This window comes from Stappia sp. WLB 29, from assembly GCF_023507705.1.
Lineage (GTDB): Bacteria > Pseudomonadota > Alphaproteobacteria > Rhizobiales > Stappiaceae > Stappia.
This window is the reverse complement of record NZ_JALBGD010000001.1, coordinates 562,254-588,217: the sequence shown is the minus strand read 5'-3', so window position 1 is coordinate 588,217 and position 25,964 is coordinate 562,254. Positions and strand designations below refer to the sequence as shown.

The following is a 25,964-nucleotide window of genomic DNA, read 5'->3' as shown; positions in this document are numbered from 1 at the left end:
CGTCAGCCGCCATGCTTGTGGACGGGGCGTGCAGTCGGCGCAGCCTGCGGAGCCTGGGGCGGCGCGGTGGCGGCGCTGTCGGCGCGGGTGAAGTCCGGCAGTTCGCCGGTCCACTCGAAGGCCTGCGTTCCGGGAGGGTTCTCGTACCAGCCGGGATCGGCGTAATCGCCCGGCGCGATACCCTCGCGAACCTTCACCACGGAGAACATCCCGCCCATTTCCAGCGGGCCGTGCGGCCCCCAGCCGGCCATCATCGGGACAGTGTTGTCGGGCAGGGGCATCTCCATCTCGCCCATCTCCGCCATGCCGTTGGAGCCCATCGGCATGTATTCGGGCTGGAGCTTGCGGATCTTCGCCGTGACGGAGCGCTTGTCGGCGCCGATGAAGGTCGGCACGTCGTGGCCCATGGCGTTCATCGTGTGATGCGACTTGTGGCAGTGGATCGCCCAGTCGCCCGGGTGGACCGCATCGAACTCGTAGGCGCGCATGGCGCCGACGGGGATGTCGATCGTCACTTCCGGCCAGCGAGCTTCCGGGCGCACCCAGCCGCCATCCGTGCAGGTCACCTCGAAGTCGTAGCCATGCATGTGGATCGGATGGTTGGTCATGGTCAGGTTGCCGACCCGCACGCGCACCCGGTCGCCCAGCCCGACGACGAGCGAATCGATGTCCGGGAAGATCCGGCTGTTCCAGGTCCACAGGTTGAAGTCGGTCATCGTCATGATCTTCGGCACGTAGGAGCCGGGATCGATGTCGAAGGCGTTGAGCATGATCAGGAAGTCGCGGTCGACGCGCATGAAGGCAGGGTCTTTCGGGTGCACGATGAAGAACCCCATCATGCCCATGGCCATCTGCACCATCTCGTCGGCGTGCGGGTGGTACATGAACGTCCCGCTCTTCACGAGGTCGAACTCGTAGACGAAGGTCTTGCCCGGCGGGATGCCCGGATGCGACAGGCCGCCGACGCCGTCCATTCCGGAGGGCAGGATGAGCCCGTGCCAGTGCACCGAGGTATGCTCGGGCAGGCGATTGGTGACATAGATGCGGACCCTGTCGCCCTCCACCGCCTCGATGGTCGGGCCGATGGACTGGCCGTTGTAGCCCCACAGGAAGGCGGTCATGCCGTCGGCGAGTTCCCGCTCCACCGGCTCGGCGACCAGATGGAACTCCTTGACACCGTTGTTCATGCGGTGGGGCAGGGTCCAGCCGTTCAGGGTGACGACAGGATTGTAGTCGGGCCCCGAGGTTGGAGCGAGCGGGGCCTGGGTTGCCGGCGTGTCCATCGTCGCTGCTTCCGGCAGGCCGCGGTTGCTGGTCTGCGACCAGGCGGCGGAGGACACGAGGGCCGCGCCCGCAGCGCCGGCGCCCAGGATCTGACGTCTGTTCAGCATTGCAGTCTCCTTCGCCATCAATGTCCGCCGCCGCCGGCATCGGCGACGGCAGTGTCGCCGCCACCGCCTGCGGCCGGGGCCTCTCCACCGCCATGGATCGCGGTGGCGAGCCCGGCTTCCGCAAGCCAGAAGTCCCGCTTGGCGCGCGAGGCCAAGAGAACGGTGCCGATGCGCGCCCGCGTATCGGCCAGCAGTTCGAACGTATTGGTGATCATGCCGTTGTAGGTGAGAAGGGATTCCTCCTCGATCTGCTTGCGCAGGGGCAGGACCGAGTTGCGGTAGTGACGGGCGATCTCGTGCGAGGCGCGATAGGCCAGGTAGGCCGAACGGGCCTGCGAGCGGATGTTGACCGCACGTTCCGCCAGGCGATTGGCGGCACGCATGTAGGTGAACTCCGCCTTCTTCATGCGGGCCGCGCCGCTGTCGAAGATCGGGATCGCGAAATCCAGCTCCACCTGGGCGGTGCCGGTGAGCCGGGTCTTGCCGTCCTCCTTCTCGCGCTCGCTTTCGAAGCCGGCGACGAGGCCGAGATCAGTGACGTAGCGGGTGGCTTCGGTCAGGCCGAGTTCGCGGGCCGTTGCCTCCAACTCGATCTTCGCTACCTGCAGGTCGACGCGGCGCTGGAGCGCCTCTCGCTCGACATGCTCCTTGTTCATCAGGCGACCGGGCAGCGGAGGCAGCGCGTCGGGCACGAAGAACGCGGTGTCCGCACCCCATAGTCCCATGGCGCGGGCGAGCTTCTCCTTGGCGAGTGCCGCGGCAAGCCGCGCCTCGGCGATCTGGCCGACCAGTTCCGCGTTGAAAGCGTGTTCGCGCGCCTGTGCAGCCTTCGGCATGGCGCCGGTCTCGCCCAGCTTCTGTGCGAGTTCGGAGGCCGCATCTGCGGCCTGACGGGCTTGGTTGAGAAGGGCGACGGTCTCGAAGGCGGCAACCGCCTCGATCCACGCACGGCGCGTCTCGCTGGCAACGCGCAGGGTTTCCTCCGCCGCCTGCATCTGCGCCTGACGGAAACGGGTCTCGGCGATTTCGCTGCGCCGCTTCCGTGTCGCGAGGGCAAGGATATTGTTTGCCACCATCCCTTCGATGGTCTTGAACGCGACGAGGCCGGGCTGACCGATGCCAAGCAGGCCGACGGAAATGGTCGGGTTCGGCAAAAGGGTCTGTTGCCAGGCGTCGGCTGCGCTGACGCCGAGGTCCGAATAGGCCGCCTGCAGGCCGCGATTGTTGATGAGAGCTACCTGAACGGCGGTTTCTGCGCTGATCGTCTTCTTGTGCACCATGGAGCGAACGCGCTCGGAAACCGCGCGCGCCTGCTCGGGGGTCTGGACCCATGTCGGGGTACTGCCGCCAAGAGCGGGTGCAACCTGGCCGGCGACGGGCGCGAAGCCCGCATCGCCGGGTCCGTAGGCGTCCGTGGCCGCCGTGGCGATGCAGCCGCCGAGCAGGAGGGGAGCCGTCAGGACGGCGAGAGGACGAAGGGTATGTCTCATGACGCACCTCCGCCGGGAGCCTGACGGTCGTTCAGGTCGCGCCAGTTGCCCGGCTCGACGGGAATGCGATGCTCATAGGGGGCGACGACGCTGGCCGGCCGCAAGGGCAGGGTGGCGGCGTTCGGGTCTTCCGGCAACGGTCCGTAACCGGACACGGTTGCCGGGACGGCGGCACAGGCAGCCACCGCCAGCGGCGCAAGGGCCGCAAGCAGTCTGGGTATCATGACAAGTCCTCGATAATGACAGGATGCGGCCGCGCGGGGTCATCGCGCGGCAACGGCCCTTTCAGGTAGGGCGGTCAGGATCGAGGAGGACGATCTGTCAGATGGGGCGGCTGCGACTCGAGGCGAACCGCAGGATCGCTGTCCGGCTGCGCTGCGGAGATGTGCTCGAAACCGGCAGTGCCATCGTCGGCAATGCCGGGAAAACAGAAGGAGAGGCAGCAGTCGGCGGCCGAGCTCTCGTGATGATGCGAGGCCTGCGGCGCCTGCCCGTGCGATGCCTGTTGGGCAGAGGCGTGCGAATGGGCGACGCCGTGGGATCCGGCATGCGTTTCGCCTGTCTCGTGCGCGGTCGGCATCGGAGGGGAGGCGTGCGCATGGATGTGGGAAGCGTCCATCCGGTCCGCTGCGGCCACAGCTTCGCCCATGCCACCGGGGGCTGCACCGGCAAGCGCGATCAACGCCACGAGAACGAGGCGGCATAGGGTTCTGGCAAAGAGGCGGGCGCGACTCTCCATGAAGCGGGAGAGTGTTTCAGAAGTCCTTCGGATGCAAGAGGCTCGATCACCAGGGAGGTGGACTCTCGGGATTGTGATCTGCGAGGGCTCGGCCGCTTGGGCATAGCCGTCACCGCCGTCGGCCGCTGGTGCTGCGACGTTATCTGTGGCCTCGCCCCGCTGCCGCGTGTATAACGCCCGGCACCCGTCGCCCACGCAACATATGATCGGGCGAGCGGGGACAGACGAAACACGCAACCGGAGCGGATGCCTGCAGGCACAAGATCTTGCCGAAGGTCGTTTATACGGAGTTGGAACAATGGCGCAGAACTGGACACCGGATAGCTGGCGGTCGATGCCGATCGTGCAGGTGCCCGAGTATCGCGACGCGGACGCGCTCGCGGAAGTGGAGCGCCGCCTTTCCGACTTTCCGCCGCTCGTTTTTGCAGGTGAGGCGAGAAAGCTGAAGTCCCAGCTCGCCGAAGTGGCCGAAGGTCGCGGATTCCTGCTGCAGGGCGGCGATTGTGCGGAGAGCTTTGCGGAGCACCACGCGGACCACATCCGCGATTTCTTCCGCGTCTTCCTGCAAATGGCCGTCGTGCTCACCTATGCCTCGGCGCAGCCGGTGGTGAAGGTCGGCCGCATCGCCGGCCAGTTCGCCAAGCCGCGCTCCTCGCCGATGGAGAAGCAGGGCGACGTGGAGCTGCCGAGCTACCGCGGCGACATCGTCAACGACATCGCCTTCACGCCGGAGTCCCGCGAGCCGGATCCGCAGCGCCAGGTCATGGCCTACCGCCAGTCGGCCGCGACGCTGAATCTGCTGCGCGCCTTCGCGCAGGGCGGTTTCGCCAATCTCGACCACGTGCATCGCTGGATGCTGTCCTTCGTCAAGGACAGCCCGCAGAGCCATCGCTACCAGGTGCTCGCCGACCGCATCTCGGAGAGCCTGGAGTTCATGCGCGCCTGCGGCATCGATCCTGACAGCGCGCCGCAGCTGCGCTCGACCGACTTCTTCACCAGCCACGAGGCCCTGCTTCTGGGCTACGAGCAGGCGATGACCCGCGTCGACAGCACGTCCGGCGACTGGTACGCGACCTCCGGCCACATGCTGTGGATCGGCGACCGCACCCGTCAGCCCGACCATGCGCATGTCGAGTTCTTCCGCGGCATCAAGAACCCGATCGGCCTCAAGTGCGGGCCGAGCCTGAAGGCCGACGAGCTGTTGAGCCTCATCGACACGCTGAACCCGGCCAACGAGGCCGGCCGGCTGACGCTGATCTGCCGCTTCGGCGCGGACAAGGTGTTCGAGCATCTGCCGCAGCTGGTGCGTGCGGTGGAGCGCGAGGGCAAGAAGGTAGTGTGGTCGTGCGATCCCATGCACGGCAACACGGTCACCGCCAACGGCTACAAGACGCGCCCGTTCGAGCGCATCATGCGGGAGGTCGAGGCCTTCTTCGCGGTGCACCGGGCGGAAGGCACCTATGCCGGCGGCATCCATGTGGAGATGACCGGCAAGAACGTCACCGAGTGCACGGGCGGCGCCCGGGCACTGACGGCCGAGGATCTCGCCGACCGCTACCACACCTATTGCGATCCGCGGCTCAATGCCGAGCAGGCGATCGAACTCGCCTTCATGGTGGCCGAGAACGTCCGCAAGGAGCGTGATCAGCGAGGCAAGCCGGAGCGCGAGGCGGCCATCGCCTGAGCCGCTGCGCTTTACCGCCTCGCGCAGTCGTTATCGACGCCGCCGGGTCCCTCCCGGCGGCGTTTTTCATTTTTTGCGCCGCAGGCCGGCGACGGTAGCTTTCCTGAAAGGTGTCGCAGGGTATGGGTCGCGCGCCGAGGCCGCGGGGCGGATAGGCGGCCAACCGAACTGGCCGAAACTTACGTAAGGAAATCTTTCCGTCTTTCGCATATTTGTAAGTATGAGCCAATCGGGAGGGGACCGCACGGCATGGTACTCGATCTTTCGGCAGTGTCGGTGCTGGTCATCGACGACAATTCTCACATGCGAAGTCTTTTCAGGGCCATCCTGGGCGGCTTCGGCATTCGTCGCATCTCGGATGCGTCGGACGGCGCCGACGGGCTGGCGGCGACGCTGGAGCGCAGGCCCGATGTCGTCATCTGCGACTGGGTGATGTCGCCGCTCAACGGCGCCGAGTTTCTGTCGGTCCTGCGCGGCGACACGGATGCGGGCGTCGCGACCACGCCGGTGATCATGGTAAGCGCGGATGCGCGCAAGCCGGTGGTGCTCAAGGCGGTGGAGCTCGGCATCCACGAATTCCTGGCAAAGCCGGTTTCGCCGGCCATGCTCTACCAGCGCCTGCAACGGGTGCTGACCGAGCACCGGCCGTTCGTGCGGGCGACCGACCGGTTGCGGCCGGCGCCGAGGGGCAGTTTCGAGCCCGCGGCGATGCCGGCGCCGGACGTGGCGGCAGCCGCGCTCAGGCAGCCGGGTACGACCGGCGGGCAGGGCACCGTCTACCTCTAACCGTTCGACCTGCCGCACCGACCGGGCGGCGACGCGTGCCGCGCGGCTCGCCCATGCGTTCTCGCCGATTGCGCAAGCGCAAGGGCCGGGCTACACCCGTTTCCATGAGCGCGACACCGACCGAATCCTCCCTGAAGACCGGCTCTTCCGGCCCAGCCGACAGGTTGCGGCTGGCGGTGGCCCAGATGAACCCGACCGTCGGCGACGTGGAGGGCAACCTGGCGCTGGCGCGCCGTGCCCGCGCGGAAGCTGCCGCGGGCGGGGCAGACCTCGTGCTGCTGTCGGAGTTGTTCCTGTCCGGCTACCCGCCGGAGGATCTGGTGCTGAAGCCGGCCTTCGTCACCGCCTGCCGCGCAGCGCTGGACGAGCTGGTGGCCGACACCGCCGACGGCGGGCCGGGCGTGGTGATCGGTCTGCCCTGGCGCGACGGCGACAAGCTGCACAATGCTGTGGCGCTGGTCGACGGCGGGCGCATCGAGGGGGTTCGGTTCAAGTACGACTTGCCCAACTACGGCGAGTTCGACGAAAAGCGCGTGTTCCAGGCGGGTCCCTTGCCCGGTCCCGTCGGCTTTCGCGGCATCCGCCTCGGCCTGCCGGTTTGCGAGGATGCGTGGACCGAGGAAGTGTGCGAGTGCCTCGAGGAGACCGGCGCGGAGCTGCTGCTGGTACCGAACGGATCGCCCTTCCATGCCGGCAAGCCCGAGGTGCGGCTGCAGGTGATGGTGCAGCGCGTGGTCGAGACGGGCCTGCCACTGGTCTATTGCAACCAGCTCGGCGGCCAGGACGAACTGGTGTTCGACGGCGCGTCCTTCGCGCTGCAGGGCGACCGGCGCCTTGCCTTTCAGATGGGCGAGTTCGTCGAGGAGATCGCGCTGACCGACTGGCGCCGCGACACGGACGGCGGCTGGGTCTGCGAGAGCGGGCCGAAGGCCGAGCTGCCGGACATCGATGCGGCGCGCTGGCAGGCCTGCGTCCTCGGCTTCCGGGATTATGTGAACAAGAACCGCTTTCCGGGCGTGGTGCTGGGCATGTCCGGCGGCATCGACAGCGCCGTGGTGGCGGCGATGGCGGTGGATGCGCTGGGAGCCGACAAGGTGCACTGCGTGATGCTGCCCTATCGCTACACGTCGGCCGAAAGTCTCAAGGACGCCGAGGCCTGCGCGAAGGCGCTCGGCGTGCGCTACGACACGGTGGCCATCGCCCCGGCGGTGGAGGGCTTTGCCGAGGCGCTGTCCGGCCTGTTCGCCGGCACCGAAAGCGGCGTGACCGAAGAGAACCTGCAGTCGCGCGCGCGCGGCACGATCCTGATGGCGATCTCCAACAAGTTCGGCGCCATGGTCGCGACCACGGGCAACAAGTCGGAAATGTCCGTCGGCTATGCGACGCTCTATGGCGACATGAACGGCGGCTTCAACCCGATCAAGGACCTCTACAAGACGCAGGTCTATCGGCTCGCCGCCTGGCGCAACGCCAACCGGCCGGACGGGCTGCTCGGCCCCGCGGGCGAGGTCATCCCGGTCAACATCATCGACAAGGTGCCAACCGCGGAGCTGCGCGAGAACCAGACGGATCAGGATTCGTTGCCGCCCTATGACGTGCTCGACGATATTCTCGAGTGCCTGGTGGAGAACGAGATGTCGGTGGGCGACATCGAGGCGCGCGGGCACGACCGCGAACTGATCCACCGGATCGAACACCTGCTCTACATCGCTGAATACAAGCGCCGGCAGTCGGCGCCGGGGGTGAAGATCACCCGCAAGAATTTCGGCCGCGACCGCCGCTATCCGATCACCAACCGATTCCGCGACCGCAGCTAGTCCGAGCGGGCTGCCGTCGTTCCCGCCACACGAACCCTCGCGCGAGGGATCATGCGTCTCGACAGGCTCCGCCTGGTCGCCATCCTTGCCGCCGGCCAGATCGTCGGCTGGGGGACGACCTTCGACATGCCCGGCGTGCTGGGGCGGCAGATCGCCGCCGAACTCGGCATGTCGAATGCGCTCGCCTTCGGCGGACTGACGGCGATGATGCTGCTGGGCGGGTTTGCCGGCCCCTGGACCGGACGGTTGATCGAGCGGCATGGCGCGGCACGGGTGTTGGCGGCGGGCGCTGCGACCATGGCGGCCGGTCTTCTCGCCATGAGCCTGGCGCAGGGGGTTCTGGTCTACTACGCCGCCTGGCTGGTGATGGGGATCGGCGGCGCGCTCGGCCTGACCGTGCCGTGCAATGCGGCGGTGGTCGAGCGGGAAGGGGCGGGCGCCCGGCGCTCCATCGGCATTCTGATGATCTTCACCGGCCTGTCGGCCGCCGTCGCCTGGCCGCTATGGAGCCTGCTGGAAGGGGCGATCGGCTGGCGCATGGCGATGCTGGCGGCAGCCGGTACCCAACTCGTGCTGTGCCCGCTCTATCTCTTCGCTTTGCCGTCGCCGCGCGACGAGGACGGAGGCGCCGCGCGCGCCGCGGCTGCCGCTGTGGAGCCCTTGCGGCTGACGCAGGCGCAGGCGCGTCTTACCTTCCTGCTGATCGCGCTGGTCTCCATCGTTTTCAGCCTGGTGACGACGGGGCTTGCGCCGTCGCTGATCGCGCTGCTGCAGATGTCGGGTGCCTCGCCGGCTTTGGCCCTGGAGCTCGGCGCGCTGCGCTCGGTACTGGGTATCACGGCGCGGCTCGCCGATATCCTGGCGGGGCGGTTCGCAACGCCGCTGACCTCTGGCCTCATTGCCGCCGCGCTGCTGGTGGGCTCGCCCTTGCTGCTGCTTCTCGCCGGCGGGCAGGCTTCGCTGCTCTATCTCTTCATCGCGTTCTACGGTTTCGGATCGGGCATTTCGGCGCTGACAAGGGCGCTGCTGCCGCTCAGCTTCTTCTCGGCGAGCCGCTATGCGCGGGCGGCGGCCAATCTGTCCTTGCCGAGCAACGTTGCGATGGCGGCAGGACCGCTGCTGGTGACGATGGTGCTGGACAGTGCCGGTGTGGCGGGCGTCGTGCTCTACGCTTCGGGGCTGGCGATGCTGGCGCTGGCCGCGCTCATCTGGCTCGCCGTTCTGGCATGGAGGCGGCCGGCGGAAACCGCGGCGGTCTGAGACGGGCATTGTCGGAAAGGACGATCTCTTTCGCCGGGAGAGAAGTTTCTCTATTCTGACGGCTCTTTCCTGGTCCTGCGACCGGTGCCGCCGGCCTGCGCTCCACACGATCGACTTGTGCGGTTCGCCGCGCTCCGTTCCGCGCCCGGCTCCGGCTTGCCGCGGGCGGGCCTTTCGAACCTGCGGACTTCCCACCTTTGCCGCGGACTGCTGCCATGTCCTTCTTCACCTTCCTGCGCGACAACCTCCGCTGGCTCGGCGCCGGGCTGCTGCTGACCTTCTTCTCCAGCTTCGGCCAGACCTATTTCATCTCGCTGGTGGCAGGCGACCTGAGGGCCGAGTTCGGGCTGAGCCATGGTGCGTTCGGCGGGCTCTACATGGCCGCGACCCTGTGCTCGGCGCTGTCTCTGACCTTCGTCGGCAAGGTGGTCGACAACTTCCCGCTGGCGCTGGTCGCCGGCGGCGTGGTGGCGGGGCTCGCCCTGTTCACCGCCGGCATGGCCAGCGTCTCCTCGGTCGCCATGCTGTTCGTAGTGCTCTATGGCTTGCGGCTTTTCGGCCAGGGTATGATGACCCATGTGGCGATGACCGCGATGGGGCGCTGGTACGACGCGCAGCGCGGCCGCGCGGTCTCCATCGCCTCGCTCGGCATCCAGTGCGGCGAGGCGAGCCTGCCTCTGGTCTTCGTGACGCTGGCCGGCCTGATGGGCTGGCGCGGCACCTGGTGGCTGGGTGCCGCCGTGCTGGTGCTGGTGGCGCTGCCCGCGCTGCTCCTGCTGCTCAAGGTGGAGCGGGTGCCGCGCGGCACCATCCACACGGACGCGCGGCCGGTGGCGCAGCGGCAATGGACCCGCGCCGAGGTGTTGCGCGATCCGGCCTACTGGATCATCTCCGCCGGCACGCTGGCGCCGCCCTTCATCGGCACGACGATCTTCTTTCACCAGGTCTACCTGGTGGAGCTGCGCGGCTGGTCGATGGAGCTCTTCGCCTCGGCCTTCATGGCCATGTCGGCAATGACCATCAGTTGCGCGCTACTGGCCGGCTATCTGGTCGACAAGGTGACGGCGCTGCGGCTGCTGCCGACCTTCCTGCTGCCGCTCGGGCTGGCCTGCGTGTTGCTGGGCGCGGTGACGCACCCCTTTGCCGCGTTTGGGTTCATGGCGCTGCTCGGCATCAGCTATGGGTTCAGCTCGACCCTGTTCGGCGCGCTGTGGCCGGAGATCTACGGAGCGCGGCACCTCGGCTCGATCCGCTCGGTGACGGTGGCGATGATGGTCTTCGCCTCGGCGCTGGGGCCGGGCCTGACCGGCTATCTGATCGATGCAGGCGTGCCCTATTCGCTGCAGGTCTATGCCATGGCGCTCTACTGCCTGCTGGCGGCGCTGGCGCTGACGCTGGTCTCGCGCCATGTGCGCCAGCGGCAGGCCGAGGGCGCCGTTGCGACCGCTCCGGCTTCCGGCTAAGAGGGGGCCATGACCGTCACCGTTCGCTTCGCCCCGTCGCCCACGGGTTTCCTGCATATCGGCAATGCCCGTCCGGCGCTGATCAACTGGCTCTTCGCGCTGCGCCGCAAGGGGCGCTTCATCCTGCGCTACGACGACACCGACAAGGAGCGCTCGACCGAGGAGTTCGCCGCGGCGATCGCGGAGGATCTCGGCTGGCTCGGCATCGTGCCGCATGAAAGCTTCCGCCAGTCGGACCGGCTGCCGCTCTACGATGCGGCGGCCGAAAAGCTGAAGGCGGCCGGGCTGCTCTATCCCTGCTACGAGACGTCGGACGAGCTGGAGAGGCGGCGCGCAAGGGCGCGCGCGCTCGGGCGTCCGCCCGTCTACGACCGGGCCGCCCTTCGCCTGGACGATGCGGAGCGGGCACGGCTGGAAGCGGAGGGGCGGCGGCCACACTGGCGCTTCCTGCTGCCGAACCACGACGGCGATCCTTTCGTCACGCGGCGGGTGGAGCGCAGCTGGGAGGACCTGTGCCGCGGGGCGCAGAGCATCGATCTCGCCTCCCTGTCCGATCCGGTGCTGGTGCGCGAGGACGGCAGCTATCTCTATACGCTGCCATCCATCGTCGACGACATCGCCGCCGGGGTGACCCACGTCATCCGCGGCGAGGACCATGTGGCGAACACCGGCGTGCAGATCGCCATCTTCGAGGCGCTGGGGGCCGTACCGCCGATCTTCGGCCATCACAACCTGCTGACAACGGTGTCCGGCGAGGGCCTGTCGAAGCGCAAGGGCGCGCTGTCGCTGCGCTCGCTGCGCGAGGAGGGGTTCGAGCCGATGGCGGTCGCCTCGCTCGCCGTTCTGACCGGCACCAGCCATGCGGTGGAGCCGGCGGAGAGCCTGGAGCGGCTGGCGCAGGTCTTCGACCTTGCCGACGTGTCTCGCTCGTCGGCGAAGTTCGATCCGCAGGAGCTGCGGCCGCTCAATGCGAAGCTGGTGCATGCCCTGCCATATGCCGATGTCGCCGAGCGCCTGTCAGGCATGGGTATCGGCGATGCGCAGCCGGGAGGCGAGGCCTTCTGGCTGGCGGTGCGGGAGAACTGCGAGACGGTGGCAGACGCGGCGCGCTGGTGGCGCGCCGTGACCGCGCCGGAGCCGCTGCCTGTCGCCGAGGAGGACCGGGCGTTCCTTTGCGCAGCGACGGAGCTGCTGCCGCCCGAGCCTTACGACGAGACGACCTGGGGCGCCTGGACGGGGGCGCTGAAGGCGCGGACGGGCCGGAAAGGGCGAGGGCTGTTCCTCCCCTTGCGCAAGGCGCTGACGGGCGAGGAGCACGGGCCGGACATGAAGGCCTTGCTGCCGCTCATTGGGCGACGAAATAGCGCGGCCCGACTATCCTGACATTGCGTTCCGCCGACGGCTCGGAAGCGCTTTCCCCGCTGGCCTCGGCAAGCGGCAGCTCAGCCGGGACGGTGGGCTCTGCCTTTCGGCGTGAGGACGAGCCGAGGACCGGCAGGACCGGGCCCCGACGCATGGGCGAATAGCCGAGCTCCATGTTTGTGCGCGTGTCCGGGTCCTGCAGCTGCAGCGCCTCGATGGCCTCCTGCGCATCGTCGGCAGTCACGCCGTCAGGAACAACGCCGGTGCGCAGTTCCTGTCCCTTGCCGGTGTCGACGTCGCGCAGGTAGGCGACGGCTTCGTCGTCGCCGCTGCGGATCAGGCTCGCCATGGTCCGGCGGTCGGCGCTCGGCTGGCAGCCGCATCCTTCCACATAGGAAACGCGGAACCGGTTGGCATTGGGCAGTTCGCCATAGGGCATGCCTGTGACGGAGACGAGGTTCTCGACCGTTTCGCCAGGGTTGCGATGGACGAAGAGCTCGGCCTCGGCGCCCGGGCACATGGAGCGGCACACGGCGGCGTCGCGGCCGAAGCCTTCCTCGCCGGTGGAAAAACTCACGGGGAAGAAGAAGCCGTCGCACATGCGCACGCACATGGTCCGGTAGGTGGGGCCGGAGGGACGGCGCGCGATTGTGGCGTTGTCGCCGGAGCTGAACCGGACGGTCGAACGCGGCCGCGGCTCGCTCTGGTCCGGTTGCGCGGCGACCTGATGCGTCACGGCTTCGTTGCGGCGGCCGATGCCGAATAGCGAAAGAAAGCCGCCGCCGGAGGGCGGTGCGGAACGGATGCCCGGATTGGCGGAGGCACGGGCCTCGCGCGGGGCGTCGCAGTTCTGGCGGGCCAAAGCCTTGCGCAGGGCGGCCTCGCGGCCGTTGCTGCGGGTCGTTCCGGCGTGGCGGGCGCGTTGCCGCTCGATCTTTGCGAGGTTGGCACGCATGGTCTCGATCTTCGGACCCAGTCCCTTGCAGGACGGGGCGCCGGCGGCACCGGCGCAACCGAGATGGCGGAAGTCGCGCTCGGCCAGGCCCAGGGCGCGCGACTGGGCGCGGTGGGCCTCGTCCCACTTGGCATATTCGGGCGAGCGCGAGCCGCCGGCCGAGATCTGCTGCAATTCGGCATGCAGGGCAGAGCAACTGGCGGCGGCGGCCGGGTCGCCGACGGCAAGGATCAGGCCCGCGGTCACGAGGGCGCGCAGCAGTCCTTTTCCCATGCCTTTCTCAAGTGCCATCGACGCGATCCGATTGCGCAAAAGGGGGACAGCCTGGTCGCAGCCAGGTTCCAACGGGTCTGACTATGGCGTCAGGTCGCGGCGGGGCACAAGGAAATGCTCGACTTTTAGTAAACTCGCACCTAACCGGCGGTGACCGTGTCCGCGCCGTCGAGATCGATGCTCAATTCCCTCGCGCGTCCCGCCAATTGCTCCAGCACCCGGTCGAATACCAGCCGGTCGGTTGGCTCGAGCGGGGCCACAAGCGCTTCGATGAAACGATGCGCCTCCGGCACCAACTGGCGATAGGCGCCCATGCCCTTGTCCGTGAGCTGCAGGAAGCTCTCCCGCATGTCCCTGGCGTTGGCCTTGCGCAGCAGGAAGTCGCGATGTTCAAGGCTTGCGACCGCACGCGAGACCTTGGTCTTGTGCATGTGGCTGTGTGCGCCGATCTCCTTGGCGGTCATCGTGCCGAACTGGCCGAGGGTCGCCATGATCCGCCATTCAGGCACGCTGATCCCGTAGCGCCGGCGATAGATGCCGGCGAGCGATTGGCTGACGGTCTCGGCAAGCACGTTGAGTCGATAGGGAAGAAACCCCTCCAGTTCGAGGGGCTGTTGATCGTTGCCCATTGAGTGCTCGCTTTCAGCTGCCATGGGGCGACAGACAGGCCCGGCCGGCGGCGGCAATTATTGAATGTATGGTTGCAATTCTAACGATTGGCGGGAAGCGGGCAAGGGTGCGACACAGGGTACTGCCGGATCGGCTTGCGGCCGATGGCCGGGCGTGGCAGTCAGGCAAGGGGGAATGCGACCAGTTTCACACAGGATGACCGGCAGGATGGCGAAGACGGTAGGACGGGCGGACAAGATGCAGGCACCGGAAAAGGCTGCTGCCGCACCGCCGAAACCGCAAAGCCCGGTGCTGGTGTGGACGGTGCTCAACCACGTGCTGCTGCTGCCGCTGGCGGGCGCCTTCCTGCCGATGGGGCTGTTTCGCGCCGGTATCCAGGACGGGCAGGGGATGGTCGCCGCCGCCGTTCTGGCCGTGCTGGTCGTTCTGACCCATGGCGTGTGCTGGCGCGTGGCTGCAAGGGCCGGCGAGCGCGGACTGGCCGGCGCCAACATCGTGCTCGGGCTTTTGAGCCTTGCGGCGCTGGCGCTCTTGTCGACACCCTCGCCCCTGGTTGCGGCCGTCCAGATCGGGAAGCTGTTCATCTGAGTGCGGCGGGCGCACCGCTTGCGCCTCTTCCGGCCGCCCCCCATATGCGGCTCGACCATACCGGGAGACTGAGATGATGAAATCCTTCCTGCGGGCCGCCGTTCTTTCCGTCGCCGCGCTCGCGGCGCTGGCGCTGCCGGCCTTGTCGGCCGACGAGCCGGACCTGATCTTCAAGAAGTCGACGGTCTGGAAGTTCCTGACGCCCGACCACAAGCTCGCGACCTATGCGGTGGACGATCCGCTGGTCGAGGGTGTGGCCTGCCACTTCACCGTGCCGGAAAAGGGCGGCGTGTCGGGCTGGCTCGGCGTTGCCGAGGAAGTGTCGGACATCTCGCTCGCCTGCCGGCAGGTGGGGCCGGTGACGTTCAAGGCGAAGTTCGAGCAGGGCGAGGAGATGTTCCGCCAGCGCCGCTCCTTCATGTTCAAGAAGATGCGGATCGTGCGCGGTTGCGACATCAAGCGTAACGTGCTGGTCTATCTCGTCTATTCCGACAAGATCATCGAGGGCAGCCCGAAGAACTCGACCTCCACGGTGCCGATCATGCCCTGGGGCGAGGCGAGCGCGCCGCGCTGCGGGGACTGGCTGGACAACTGATCCGCCGGACCCTGCGCGCCGCGTCGGGCAGATGCGGCCGCTGGCAGGTGCTCGGCGGCGGCGGTCACCCGGCGCCGGTCGTCTCCAGCCGCCTGCCTTTGCGGGCTGCCGTCGCCTCGGGAGGACAGAAATGCTTCTCGAGCAGGGACAGGACGTCCTGGGCAATTTCGCTGTCGAGGCTGTAATAGATAGTGGTGCCTTCGCGGCGTGTGCGCACCAGACCCTGCGCCCGCAGCAGGGCGAGCTGCTGCGAGACGGTCGGCATACGCATGCCGGTGAGGTCGGCAAGCTGTCCGACATTGGTTTCGCCGTTGGCCATATGGCACAGCAGCATGAGGCGCGGCGCGGAGGCGAGCATCTTGAGAAAGCTCGCCGCGTCCTCGGCCTTTCCCTGGAGCGCATCAATCATTTCTGTCCTTCCCGAATGCCGTGGGTGCACGGCGAGATCCCGATCTCTCGCTTGCACAACACACCGGCCTCGAGCCGCAACGGTGCTGCGTTCTCCTGTCGGAGAGGGCCGACCGTCTGCAATTCGAAGTCGCGGCATTAGAGTGGAACAATTCTTTCCGCGCAAGATATCAGCGATTGCTAAAAGTCGAACTCCGAGCCGGAGAGTTAACATTGCAACCGATTTCGCCGCTTCTGCATACCCAATGGGCGTTGAAGGCGAGGGTTTCGTGGTTGCGCGCTCCAAAGTCCGTGGCAAAAACGAATCCTGCAACGGGAGCCAGCATCAGGGCGCCGAACAGGGATGCGGCAACGAGCTGGCGGATGAGCGCGCCACGGGCACGGGGAGAGCGGGTCGAGAAGGTCGTCTGCATGGCACTGGCTCCGATACGCTGGGCCTTGAACTGTGCCGATCATGCAATGGCGCGACTGAACCCGCGCTGAGATGCACCTTTATGTGCCGTTCAGATTGGTAAAGGCGCCGCCTTTACGAGGCAGCGCCTTTAGCGTTTGAGCGGGCGAGGGTCTGTTCGTCAGAGATTGGCGGGCCGCAGCTGGGCGATGGCCTTGGCCAGCACCTTGTCGCGGTCGTAGATGTCGCGGCGGAAATGCACAGAGCCGTCCTTGTTCACCCAGGCGGTCAGATAGGTGAGGTGGACGGGCAGCGGCTTCGACAGCTTGATCACCCGCCGTTCGCCGCTGTTGCGCACCGCCTCCAGCTTGGCCTTCGTCCAGCCGTCGGAGCCGAGCAGTGCCTGGCCGAGGTCGAACGGGTGCTCGGCGCGGATGCAGCCATGGCTGAAGGAGCGCTGGGCGCGGTCGAACAGCGACTTCGACGGCGTGTCGTGGATGTAGATGTTGAACTTGTTCGGGAACATGAACTTGATGCGGCCGAGCGCGTTGCCCTCGCCCGGATCCTGGCGCAGCGTGAAGGGGAAGCTGGCGCGGCTGTAGGAACCCCAGGCGACCGACCAGGGATCGATCTCGCGGTTCCCCGAGAAGACGCGGATGTTCTTGGCCAGCAGCGCGCCGGGGTCGCGCTTGAGCATCGGCAGGTATTCGGTCGTGGCGATGGAGTAGGGCACCGTCCAGTAGGGGTTCACCTCCGCATAGGTCATCTCGTCGGAAAAGACCGGGGTGGCATGGTACGGCTTGCCGACAACCACACGGGTAGTGTGGACGGTCTTGTCGTTCTCCACGACCTTGAGGTTCTGATCGGCCAGGTTGACGAAGACGTAGCGGGAGCCGAGATCGTCCGGCATCCAGCGCCGGCGCTCCATGTTCAGCTCCATCTGGTCGATGCGCGTGGAGATCGGCACGTTGATCTCGGCGAGCGTGTTCTTGCCGATGACGCCGTCCACCTCCAGGCCGTGGCGCTCCTGGAAGAGCTTCACCGCCTCGACCAGCGCGCCGTCATAGACGTCGCCGGTATGGCTGCCGGGCGTGAAGAGGTCTTGCTCGGCCAGACGGGTGCGCAGTGCCTCTGCCCGGGTGTCGGTCATGCCCGGTTTCAGCGTCTCGCCTTCGGGAATGGCCGTGAAACCGCCGGCGGCTTCCTTGGCGCGGTAGTCGGCGAGTGCCGTCTTCAGGCGGTCATAGTTGGGCGTATTGGGGGAAAGCCCCTCGATGGCGGCGGCGAAGTCCTCGGACGTGTCAACGAACTCCAGCAGCACGGCCGGATCCGGTGCCTTGGGGAAGAGGTTCAGCGAGCGGTTGACCTCGTTCGGCTTCACCCGGCCGGCGGTCAGATGGTTGGCGTAGGTCACGAAAGTGTTGGAGATCGCGACTTCCAGTTCCGCCAGGCCTTCGGTGCCGGTCGCCGCGCTTGCCAGCTGGCGCAGCCGGTCGGGTGCGTAGTCGGCAGGGTCGAGCGCATGGTCGCCGGCCTTCTCGAATGCGGAGATCAGCAACTCGCCGTGGGGATTGAGACCCTGCTCGCTGACCCAGAGCGGCTGGAACACGCGGTTCTCGTAGTAGCCCTGGATACCGAGCCCCAGTTCCTCCTCGTCGCCTGCATTGGCCGAGGCGTCGAGCATCACGGTCGTGTTGACGGACAGCTCGCGGGCAATCGCCATGGCGAGCGGGTCGGTCGGCAGGTGCGCCTCTCCCACCTGGACGCTGCCCGTTGGAGCGCTTTCCACCGGCAGGGCCGACTGGGCGAGCGCCGGCACTGCCGTGCCCGACAGCAGCGCGGCAAGAGCGAGGGCCGGGACGAGACGCAAGAACGCAACCGGTCGGGACCGGGGCTCACAGGCGAAGGGGCTCATGATTTTCTCCCACAAATGACCTCCATCATACGGTGGAGCCGCAGCCCTAATATGACGGAGTCTCCTCAACGCCAGTGTGATGCAGGACACGCGGCGAACGCCAGCGAAAAGCCGCTGCAAGGCGCGGCAAACCGCCTTTTGACGCTTGACCGGGCCAGGCAAACGGGTCAGAACACTTGCCATGTGCACGGCCCATCGGAAGACCATTTCGATTCTCATTATTTGCAGCTAGCGACAAAGCTGGCTGTGGCCGTTCCCCTCATGCGTGAAGCTCTCCGACAAGGGAGATGAGACGGACGCCCCGGCCAGCCGGCCAGGAGACGACCGATCATGCTTTCCGCTTATCGATTGAAACTGACCAACACGCTGACCCGGGCGAAGGAAGACTTCGAGCCGGAGGACGCCGGGAACGTGCGCATGTATGTGTGCGGGCCGACGGTCTACGACTACGCCCATATCGGCAATGCTCGGCCCGTCGTTGTGTTCGACGTGCTGTTCCGCCTGCTGCGCCATCTCTATGGGCAGGACCACGTCACCTACGTCCGGAACATCACCGACGTGGACGACAAGATCAACGCGCGCGCCCTGCGCGACTATCCCGACCTCCCGCTCAACGATGCGATCGCCAGGGTAACGGGCAAGACCGCGGATCAGTTCCATGCGGATGTGAAGGCGCTGGGCTGCCTGGCCCCCACGCACGAGCCGCGCGCAACCGCCCATATCGGCGGGATGATCGAGATGATCGGCACGCTGATCGCAAAGGGCCATGCCTATGAGGCGGAAGGCGAGGTGCTGTTCGACACCGGCTCGATGCCGGCTTACGGCGAACTGTCCAAGCGCAATCTGGAGGACCAGAAGGCGGGCGCGCGGATCGCGGTCGATGCCCACAAGAAGAACCCCGGCGACTTCGTGCTGTGGAAGCTCTCGTCCGCCGAGGAGCCGGGCTGGGAAAGCCCGTGGGGGCGCGGTCGTCCGGGCTGGCATATCGAGTGCTCGGTGATGAGCGCCCATCACCTCGGCCCCGTCTTCGACATTCATGGCGGCGGGCTCGACCTGATTTTCCCGCACCACGAGAACGAGATCGCCCAGTCCTGCTGCGCGCACGGCACCAAGCTGATGGCGCGCTACTGGCTGCACAACGGCTTCTTGCAGGTGGAAGGCGAGAAGATGTCGAAGTCGCTCGGCAACTTCATCACGCTCCATGACCTGCTGGAGACCGAGAAGGTGGGCGGTCGTCGCTGGCCGGGCATGGCGATCCGCCTCGTCCTGCTGATGACGCAGTACCGCCAGCCGCTCGACTTCACCGAGAAGGCGCTGGAAGAGGCGGAAGGGCTGCTGCAGCGCTGGGACGAGTTGATCAACCGTGCGGGCATCCAGCCGGCAGCGGAGGCCCTGCCACGGGAAGCACTGGTGGAGGCGCTGTGCGATGATCTCAACACGCCGCGGGCCATCGCTGCTCTGCACGGCTTCGCACGCGAGGCGCGCGGCGGCGATACCGCAGCCGCCCAGGCGCTGGCCGATGCGCTCGGTTTCCTCGGCTTCGACCTGACCGAGATCCGTGCGGCGGCGGAAGCGACCCAGGAAGCAGCTGCCGATCCGGAACTGGTGGCGAAGGTGGATGCGCGCATTGCCGAGCGCCTTGCCTTCATCGAGGCGAAGGACTGGGGCGAGGCCGACCGCATCCGTGCCGAACTGGCCGATGCCGGCGTCGTGCTGAAGGACGGCAAGGACCCTGCGACCGGCAAGCGCGTGACGACCTGGGAGCTGGCGCAATGACTGAAAGCAATGCTGTAAAGACCGGTGGATGCCAGTGCGGGGCGATCCGCTTTCGTGTCGAGGGAGCGCTGGGCACTGCCTCGATCTGCCATTGCCGCATGTGTCAGAAAGCCTTCGGCGGATTCTACGCGCCGCTGGTTGCGGTCGAGCGTCCGCAACTGACTTGGACGCGCGGGGAGCCTGCGCATTTCCGCTCCTCCAACCATGTGACTCGCGGCTTCTGCCCGTCCTGCGGGACACCGCTCACCTATGAGGAGCCGGGCGACAAGCTGGCGCTGGCCATCGGCGCCTTCGACCATCCTGAGGAGATCGCCCCGACGATCCAGTTCGGCGTGGAGGCGAAACTGCCCTACGCCGATACCGTCTCGGAGCTGCCCGAGCGCGACACGATGGACGACCTGGAGGCCGCCTCGTTTCTTGCCACGATCCGTTCCAACCAGCATCCCGATCGGGAAACGGAAAGCTGGCCGCCGGACGAGTGGCCGCAGGACGCCTGGACGAATGCTCCCTCTCACCTGCCAGCCAAGAAGACCTGACCGGCCGATCCGGACCCCATCCACGAACGACCGGCCGCAAAGGCCGGCGACCCCAAGGACCAGACCATGACACGCGAACGCCTCTACCTGTTCGACACGACGCTGCGCGATGGAGCGCAGACGGCCGGCATCGACTTCTCGGTGGAGGAGAAGATCGTGATTGCGGAGCTGCTGGACCGGCTGGGCGTCGATTATGTGGAGGGCGGCTATCCAGGCGCCAATCCGACCGACACGGCGTTCTTCGAGGAGAAGCGCACCACGTCGGCGACGTTCACCGCCTTCGGCATGACCAAGCGGGCAGGGCGCTCGGCCGCGAACGATCCGGGGCTGCAGATGGTGCTGGGCTCGGCGGCCGAGGCGGTGTGTCTCGTCGCCAAGAGCTGGGACTATCATGTGCGCGTGGCGCTGGGCTGTACCAACGAGGAGAACCTCGAGTCGATCCGCGGCAGTGTCGAGGCCGTGACGGCGAGCGGCCGCGAGGCGATGATCGACTGCGAGCACTTCTTCGACGGCTACAAGGCCAACCCGGCTTACGCGCTGGCCTGCGCCAAGACCGCCTATGAGGCCGGCGCGCGCTGGGTGGTCCTGTGCGACACCAATGGCGGCACGTTGCCGTCGGAGGTGATGGAGATCGTCGGGGCGGTCACCGCGCATGTGCCCGGCGCGCATCTGGGCATCCACGCCCACGACGATACGGGGCACGCGGTCGCCAACTCGCTGGCGGCCGTTGCGGCCGGCGTGCGCCAGATCCAGGGCACGCTCAACGGCATCGGCGAGCGCTGCGGCAATGCAAACCTGATCACGCTCGTGCCGACCCTGATGCTCAAGTCTCCCTACAAGGACCGGTTCGAGCTCGGCGTGAGCGCCGAGGCGCTGGCCGACATCACGCCGATCTCGCGCGCCTTCGACGAGATCATCAACCGCTCGCCGGACCGGCACGCGCCCTATGTCGGCGAGAACGCCTTCGCTACCAAGGCCGGCATCCATGCCTCGGCGATCCTGAAGGAGCCGGAGACCTACGAGCATGTGCCGCCGGAGAGCGTCGGCAACCGGCGCCGGGTACTCGTGTCCGACCAGGCCGGCAAGTCGAACCTGATCGGCGAACTGGCGCGGCTCGGCATCGCCGTCGACAAGGCCGACCCGCGCCTCGATGCGCTGCTCGCCGACGTCAAGGAGCGCGAGGCGCAGGGCTATGCCTATGAGGCTGCCGATGCCTCGTTCGAGCTGCTGGCACGCCGCAGGCTCGGCGAAGTGCCACGCTATTTCGACGTGCACTCGTTCCGCGTGATGGTCGAGCGCCGCTTCAATGCCATCGGCGAGCTGGTCACAGTGTCCGAGGCGGTGGTGAAGATCGACATCGACGGCGAGACGCACATGTCGGTGGGCGAGGGCAACGGCCCGGTCAACGCGCTGGACACGGCCCTGCGCAAGGACCTGGGGCGCTTCCAGTCGGTCATCGACGAGATGGAGCTGACCGACTTCAAGGTGCGTATCCTCAACGGGGGCACGGATGCCGTTACGCGCGTACTGATCGAGAGCTACAACAAGAGGACGCACAAACGCTGGTTCACGATCGGCGTTTCGGGCAATATCGTCGATGCGTCGTTCCAGGCGCTCATCGATTCCCACACCTACACGCTGCTGAAGGCCGGGCTCTGACGGGCAGCCTTGCAGCAGCCCAGCGGATCACGCGACCATGACCTCCCAACCGACAGCCGCGGCGGCCGATGCCGAGCGGCGCCTCGGGCTTGCCTTCGCCCTCTCTGCATTCCTGCTGTGGGGCTTCCTGCCGGCCTATTACAAGTGGACGGCGGCGATCCCGGCGGATCTGGTGGTCGCCCACCGGATCCTGTGGTCGGTGCTGTTCCTGGCGATCTTTCTCGGCTTTCGCGGCAAGCTCGGCGAGGTGGGGGCGATCCTGCGCGATCCCGCGACCCTGTCCAAGCTGGCGTTGTCGGCGGCGGTGATCTCGATCAACTGGCTGGTGTTCATCTGGGCGGTGGAGCGCGGCCGGATCCTGGAAGTGAGCTTCGGCTATTTCGCCAATCCCCTGGTCTCGGTCGCCCTCGGCCTCATCGTGCTGAAGGAAACGCTGAGCCGCTGGCAGTCCATCGCCATCGCCCTGGCCGTCGTCGCGGTGGCGGTGCAGGCGGTGGCGCTCGGCGGGTTTCCCTGGGTGTCGATGGCGTTGGCCTTTTCCTTCGGTGCCTATGGCTATCTGCGCAAGACGGTGGCGGTGGGCGCCTCGCCCGGGTTGATGGTCGAGGCCATCGTGCTGGCTCCACTGGCCTTTGCGTATCTGGTCTATGCGGGCCTTTCCGATGGTGGCGCTGCGATGGCCGATGTGGTGCCGGTGGATCGGCCGGGCCTGTTCCTGCTGTTGATGGGCACCGGCGTGGTGACGGCGGTGCCGCTGGCGCTGTTCGCGGCCGGTGCAAGGCGCCTGTCGCTGACGGCCGTCGGGCTGATGCAGTATATCGCGCCGAGCATCCAGTTCCTGTTGGCGCTCTACGTCTACGGAGAGGAAGTGGAGCCGGTGCGGCTGGCGACCTTCGGCCTCATCTGGGTTTCGCTGGCGATCTTCACCACCGATACGCTGGTCAGGCACGAGCGCTCGCGCGGCTGAAGAAAAGCTAAGCCCTCGCTTGTCGGGGAGCGGCAGGCAGACTAAAACCCATCCATCGGTAAATTACGATGAATGGGTACTCCATGCGCGACCGAACCGCTGCCCGGCTCCGCGACGAGCCGGCCCGCCCCCCTGCTGCCGCCATCGACAGCGAGCGGCTTGCCCGCATCTTCAAGGCCCTGTCGCATCCGGTGCGGGTGGAGATCGTCTCCTCTCTCGCTGCCTGCGCTGGTGCCTTTTGCGGCGACATCGTTCGCGGTTTGCCGCTGGCGCAGTCCACGGTCTCGCAGCATCTCGCCATCCTGCGCGAGGCGGGCCTGATCGAGGCGGAGGAGAACGGCCGCTGCTGCCACTATCGCCTCACCGACGGCGCGCGGTCGCTGGTCGAGGGCGCCGCGGCAGAGCTTTTTGCGGCGGCCTGCTGCGCAGAGGCGCCGGCAGAGGCGAGCGGAACGCGCATGGATGCCTGTCGAAAGGACACGGAATGACAAGCCGCCGCTCAGGCGTACCCGGCCCCGCGCCCCGCATATCGGCGGACGAGGTCTCGACCTTCCGCACCCTAGGCCAGCTGTGGCCCTATATCTGGCCGTCCGATCGTCCGGACCTGAAGGCGAGGGTCGGCCTTGCCGTTCTGGCACTCGTCGTGGCGAAGATCGTCACGGTGCTCTCGCCCTATTTCTTCAAGTGGGCGACGGATGCGCTGACCCTGCAGCAGGGCGATGCGTCGGCTGCCGGCGGCACGCTCGGCCTCGACGTGCTGCCTGCGTGGCTGGTGGCGCCGGTGATGCTGGTCATCGCCTACAACGTCGCGCGGGTGCTGTTCGTCGGCTTCAACCAGCTGCGCGACGCGCTGTTCGCCCGCGTCGGCCAGCATGCGGTGCGCCAGCTGGCGTTCCTGACCTTCCGACACCTGCATGCGCTGTCACTGCGGTTTCACCTGGCCCGGCGCACCGGAGGCCTGTCGCGGGTGATCGAGCGCGGCGTCAAGGGCATCGAGAACATCGTCCGCTTCACCATCCTCAACGGCATCCCCACCGTGATGGAGTTCGCCGTGATGGCGGCGGTGATCTGGTACCAGTTCGGCTGGATCTACGTTGCTGTCGTCGCGATCATGATCGTTGCCTACACCTGGTTTACGGTGCAGACGTCGAACTGGCGCATCACCATCCGCCGGGAGATGAACGACAACGATACCGAGGCGAATTCCAAGGCCATCGACAGCCTGCTGAACTTCGAGACCGTGAAGTATTTCGGCAATGAGCAGATGGAGGCGGAGCGCTTCGACCGCTCGATGGCCGGCTACGAGCGCGCGGCCACCCGCACCTGGACATCACTGGCCTGGCTCAACTTCGGCCAGGCGGTGATCCTGGGCGTTGCCACGGCGATCTGCATGGTGATGTCGGCCCGGGCGGTAATGGCCGGCACCCAGACGCTGGGCGATTTCGTGATGATCAACGCGCTGCTGTTGCAGCTGTCGATCCCGCTGAACTTCATCGGCTTCCTCTACCGGGAAATCCGCCAGGGCCTTACCGATCTCGAGGCGATGTTCCAGCTGCTCGGTCAGCCGGCGGAGATCACCGACCGGCCGGGTGCCGCTCCGCTTGCCGTTCAAGGCGGCACGGTGCGCTTCGAGGACGTGACCTTCCATTACGATGCCGACCGGCCGATCCTGCAGGGCATCGCTTTCGAGGTTCCGGCCGGGCAGACGGTCGCCATCGTCGGGCCGTCGGGAGCAGGCAAGTCGACCATCTCGCGGCTGCTCTTCCGCTTCTACGATATCACGGGCGGACGCATCACCATCGACGGACAGGATGTGCGGGAGGTAACGCAGGAGAGCCTGCGCCGAGCGACCGGCATGGTTCCGCAGGACACGGTGCTGTTCAACGACACGGTCGCCTACAACATCCGCTACGGGCGCCCCGAGGCGAGCGAGGAGGAGGTGCGCGAGGCGGCCCGCATGGCCCAGATCGCCGACTTCATCGAGGCGCTGCCGCAGGGCTACCGTACCGAGGTCGGCGAACGCGGGCTGAAGCTGTCGGGCGGCGAGAAGCAGCGTGTGGCGATTGCCCGCACGATCCTCAAGGCGCCGCCGATCCTGATCCTCGACGAGGCGACCTCGGCGCTGGATACCCATACGGAACGGGAAATCCAGGCCGCGCTGGACCAGGTCTCGCGCAACCGCACGACGCTGGTGATCGCGCACCGCCTGTCGACCGTGGTCAATGCCGATGAGATCCTGGTCCTGGAGAAGGGCCGGATCGTCGAGCGCGGGCGGCACCAGGAACTGCTGGCAAAGGACGGGCTCTACGCTTCCATGTGGGCACGCCAGCAGGAGGCGAGCGAGGCGGAGGAGCGGCTGCGGGCCGCCACGGCCGACAGCGAGGGCTTCGTGGTGCGCGGGCCGCGCGCCGGCGAGGAGGTGCCTGCGGAATAGGGGCGAAAGGTGCCTTGCCTGGGGCAAGGTGCCGCCATGGATTGATTTTGCGACCCGCTCCGGTGCAAAAGGGGCGGGTTCGCCTTGTCTGCGGAACCCTTTCTTCCGCGACCGGCCGCCACAAACGGAACCGTCCATGTCGCTGACCGATACGATCACCAAGACCTTTGTCCCCATTCACCGTGAGGGCTGGCCCTTCGTTGCCGCAGCCGGTGCGGCGACGCTGATCATCGGGTGGTTCGTCGACCCGCTGTTCTGGATCGGCCTGATCCTGACCGCGTGGGTCGCCTATTTCTTCCGGGACCCGCAGCGTGTGACGCCGATCGACGACGATCTGGTCGTCTCGCCGGCCGACGGGACGGTGTGTCAGGTGGGTCAGGCTGTGCCGCCGCCGGAGCTGGATCTCGGCAGCGAGCCGATGATGCGCGTCTGCATCTTCATGAATGTCTTCAACTGCCACGTGAACCGCGCGCCCTTTGGCGGCCGGATCACCCGCGTCGCCTATCGCGCCGGCAGCTTCCTCAACGCCGAGTCCGACAAGGCGAGCGAGGAGAACGAGCGCAACGGCCTTGTCATCGAGAGCGGGGAAACCCGCATCGGCGTTGTGCAGATCGCCGGCCTTGTCGCGCGGCGCATCGTCTGCTTCGTGCGCGAGGGCGAGAATATCGGCGCGGGCGAGCGTTTCGGCCTGATCCGCTTCGGCTCGCGGCTCGACGTCTACCTGCCGGAGGAGGCCAGCGTGAAGGTCGCCGTCGGCCAGACGATGATCGCGGGCGAGACCGTGGTCGCAGACCTCACCAGCGAGACGCGCGGCAGCGTGCTCGCGCGTGTCAGTTGATCGGCAG

The 25,964-nt window shown here is 67.1% G+C and carries 23 protein-coding genes; 15 read left to right on the top strand and 8 right to left on the bottom strand.

Annotation, left to right across the window (positions count from 1 at the left end; genetic code table 11):
• Nucleotides 1-2 precede the first annotated feature (2 nt).
• Genes MNI96_RS02705 through MNI96_RS02695 form a run of 3 tightly spaced genes read right to left on the bottom strand, consistent with a single transcriptional unit; the run spans nt 3 to nt 3,105 of the window.
• Entirely contained in the window at nt 3-1,391 is a 1,389-nt protein-coding gene (locus MNI96_RS02705; RefSeq protein WP_249690157.1) for a multicopper oxidase family protein, read from the bottom strand.
• Nucleotides 1,392-1,408: 17 nt separating this feature from the next.
• Nucleotides 1,409-2,881: a TolC family protein gene (locus MNI96_RS02700; protein WP_249690155.1), complete on the bottom strand. Its 1,473-nt coding sequence runs from the start codon at nt 2,879-2,881 to the stop codon at nt 1,409-1,411.
• Nucleotides 2,878-3,105 carry a hypothetical protein gene (locus MNI96_RS02695; RefSeq protein WP_249690153.1) on the bottom strand — a complete coding sequence of 76 codons (228 nt, stop codon included), beginning with the start codon at nt 3,103-3,105 and terminating at the stop codon, nt 2,878-2,880. Before MNI96_RS02695 ends, MNI96_RS02700 begins: the two co-directional genes overlap by 4 nt.
• Before the next feature lie 813 nt (nt 3,106-3,918).
• Here MNI96_RS02695 and MNI96_RS02690 point away from each other — a divergent pair.
• From MNI96_RS02690 to MNI96_RS02665, 6 genes are all read left to right on the top strand, one after another.
• Nucleotides 3,919-5,304 (top strand): class II 3-deoxy-7-phosphoheptulonate synthase, encoded by a 1,386-nt coding sequence (locus tag MNI96_RS02690; protein WP_249690151.1) that lies wholly within the window; start codon nt 3,919-3,921, stop codon nt 5,302-5,304.
• A gap of 249 nt (nt 5,305-5,553) precedes the next feature.
• Nucleotides 5,554-6,090: a response regulator gene (locus MNI96_RS02685; protein WP_249690149.1), complete on the top strand. Its 537-nt coding sequence runs from the start codon at nt 5,554-5,556 to the stop codon at nt 6,088-6,090.
• 104 nt (nt 6,091-6,194) lie between these two features.
• A complete protein-coding gene (locus MNI96_RS02680; protein ID WP_249690148.1) occupies nt 6,195-7,907 on the top strand; it encodes an NAD+ synthase in 1,713 nt (570 codons plus the stop codon).
• 51 nt (nt 7,908-7,958) lie between these two features.
• Nucleotides 7,959-9,167: an MFS transporter gene (locus MNI96_RS02675; protein WP_249690146.1), complete on the top strand. Its 1,209-nt coding sequence runs from the start codon at nt 7,959-7,961 to the stop codon at nt 9,165-9,167.
• A gap of 215 nt (nt 9,168-9,382) precedes the next feature.
• Nucleotides 9,383-10,630 (top strand): MFS transporter, encoded by a 1,248-nt coding sequence (locus MNI96_RS02670; RefSeq protein WP_249690144.1) that lies wholly within the window; start codon nt 9,383-9,385, stop codon nt 10,628-10,630.
• Nucleotides 10,631-10,639: 9 nt separating this feature from the next.
• Nucleotides 10,640-12,013: a glutamate--tRNA ligase gene (locus MNI96_RS02665; RefSeq protein WP_249690142.1), complete on the top strand. Its 1,374-nt coding sequence runs from the start codon at nt 10,640-10,642 to the stop codon at nt 12,011-12,013.
• Here the strand turns inward: MNI96_RS02665 and MNI96_RS02660 are convergent.
• Together MNI96_RS02660 and MNI96_RS02655 are read right to left on the bottom strand one after the other, a co-directional pair.
• Nucleotides 11,976-13,238, bottom strand: a complete 1,263-nt coding sequence (locus tag MNI96_RS02660) for a DUF2865 domain-containing protein (RefSeq protein ID WP_249690140.1) — start codon at nt 13,236-13,238, stop codon at nt 11,976-11,978. The two genes, MNI96_RS02665 and MNI96_RS02660, sit on opposite strands and share 38 nt — an antisense overlap.
• A gap of 122 nt (nt 13,239-13,360) precedes the next feature.
• Entirely contained in the window at nt 13,361-13,849 is a 489-nt protein-coding gene (locus tag MNI96_RS02655) for a MarR family winged helix-turn-helix transcriptional regulator (protein ID WP_249690138.1), read from the bottom strand.
• A 208-nt stretch (nt 13,850-14,057) separates the two neighbouring features.
• On the opposite strand from MNI96_RS02655, the gene MNI96_RS02650 reads away from it, so the two are divergent.
• Nucleotides 14,058-14,438 carry a hypothetical protein gene (locus tag MNI96_RS02650; RefSeq protein WP_249690135.1) on the top strand — a complete coding sequence of 127 codons (381 nt, stop codon included), beginning with the start codon at nt 14,058-14,060 and terminating at the stop codon, nt 14,436-14,438.
• Between the two features lie 73 nt (nt 14,439-14,511).
• Entirely contained in the window at nt 14,512-15,033 is a 522-nt protein-coding gene (locus MNI96_RS02645) for a CreA family protein (protein WP_502960290.1), read from the top strand.
• 64 nt (nt 15,034-15,097) lie between these two features.
• Here MNI96_RS02645 and MNI96_RS02640 read toward each other — a convergent pair whose 3' ends face one another.
• The 3 genes from MNI96_RS02640 to MNI96_RS02630 all read right to left on the bottom strand — a co-directional run bounded on the left by MNI96_RS02640 (nt 15,098) and on the right by MNI96_RS02630 (nt 17,702).
• On the bottom strand, nt 15,098-15,442 hold the full coding sequence (locus MNI96_RS02640) for an ArsR/SmtB family transcription factor (RefSeq protein ID WP_249690133.1): 345 nt from the start codon (nt 15,440-15,442) through the stop codon (nt 15,098-15,100).
• Between the two features lie 169 nt (nt 15,443-15,611).
• Entirely contained in the window at nt 15,612-15,854 is a 243-nt protein-coding gene (locus tag MNI96_RS02635; RefSeq protein WP_249690131.1) for a hypothetical protein, read from the bottom strand.
• Between the two features lie 159 nt (nt 15,855-16,013).
• Nucleotides 16,014-17,702, bottom strand: coding sequence for a L,D-transpeptidase family protein (locus MNI96_RS02630; RefSeq protein ID WP_249690130.1), 1,689 nt, complete (start codon nt 17,700-17,702; stop codon nt 16,014-16,016).
• A gap of 375 nt (nt 17,703-18,077) precedes the next feature.
• Here MNI96_RS02630 and cysS point away from each other — a divergent pair, with 375 nt between their 5' ends.
• The 7 genes from cysS (at nt 18,078) to MNI96_RS02595 (ending at nt 25,957) form a co-directional block, all read left to right on the top strand.
• A complete protein-coding gene (cysS, locus tag MNI96_RS02625; protein ID WP_249690128.1) occupies nt 18,078-19,523 on the top strand; it encodes a cysteine--tRNA ligase in 1,446 nt (481 codons plus the stop codon).
• Complete coding sequence (locus MNI96_RS02620) at nt 19,520-20,059, top strand: GFA family protein (protein ID WP_249690126.1); 540 nt, start codon at nt 19,520-19,522, stop codon at nt 20,057-20,059. Before cysS ends, MNI96_RS02620 begins: the two co-directional genes overlap by 4 nt.
• 66 nt (nt 20,060-20,125) lie before the next feature.
• Nucleotides 20,126-21,718: a citramalate synthase gene (cimA, locus tag MNI96_RS02615; protein WP_249690124.1), complete on the top strand. Its 1,593-nt coding sequence runs from the start codon at nt 20,126-20,128 to the stop codon at nt 21,716-21,718.
• Between the two features lie 37 nt (nt 21,719-21,755).
• The gene (gene rarD, locus MNI96_RS02610; RefSeq protein ID WP_249690121.1) at nt 21,756-22,685 is read left to right on the top strand and encodes an EamA family transporter RarD; all 930 of its coding nucleotides are present in this window, start codon (nt 21,756-21,758) and stop codon (nt 22,683-22,685) included.
• Between the two features lie 83 nt (nt 22,686-22,768).
• Nucleotides 22,769-23,173 (top strand): ArsR/SmtB family transcription factor, encoded by a 405-nt coding sequence (locus MNI96_RS02605; RefSeq protein ID WP_249690119.1) that lies wholly within the window; start codon nt 22,769-22,771, stop codon nt 23,171-23,173.
• Nucleotides 23,170-25,119, top strand: a complete 1,950-nt coding sequence (locus MNI96_RS02600; protein ID WP_249690117.1) for an ABCB family ABC transporter ATP-binding protein/permease — start codon at nt 23,170-23,172, stop codon at nt 25,117-25,119. The genes MNI96_RS02605 and MNI96_RS02600 overlap by 4 nt, the downstream gene beginning before the upstream one ends.
• Before the next feature lie 28 nt (nt 25,120-25,147).
• Complete coding sequence (locus MNI96_RS02595) at nt 25,148-25,957, top strand: phosphatidylserine decarboxylase (protein ID WP_349629115.1); 810 nt, start codon at nt 25,148-25,150, stop codon at nt 25,955-25,957.
• The last annotated feature ends 7 nt before the right edge of the window (nt 25,958-25,964 follow it).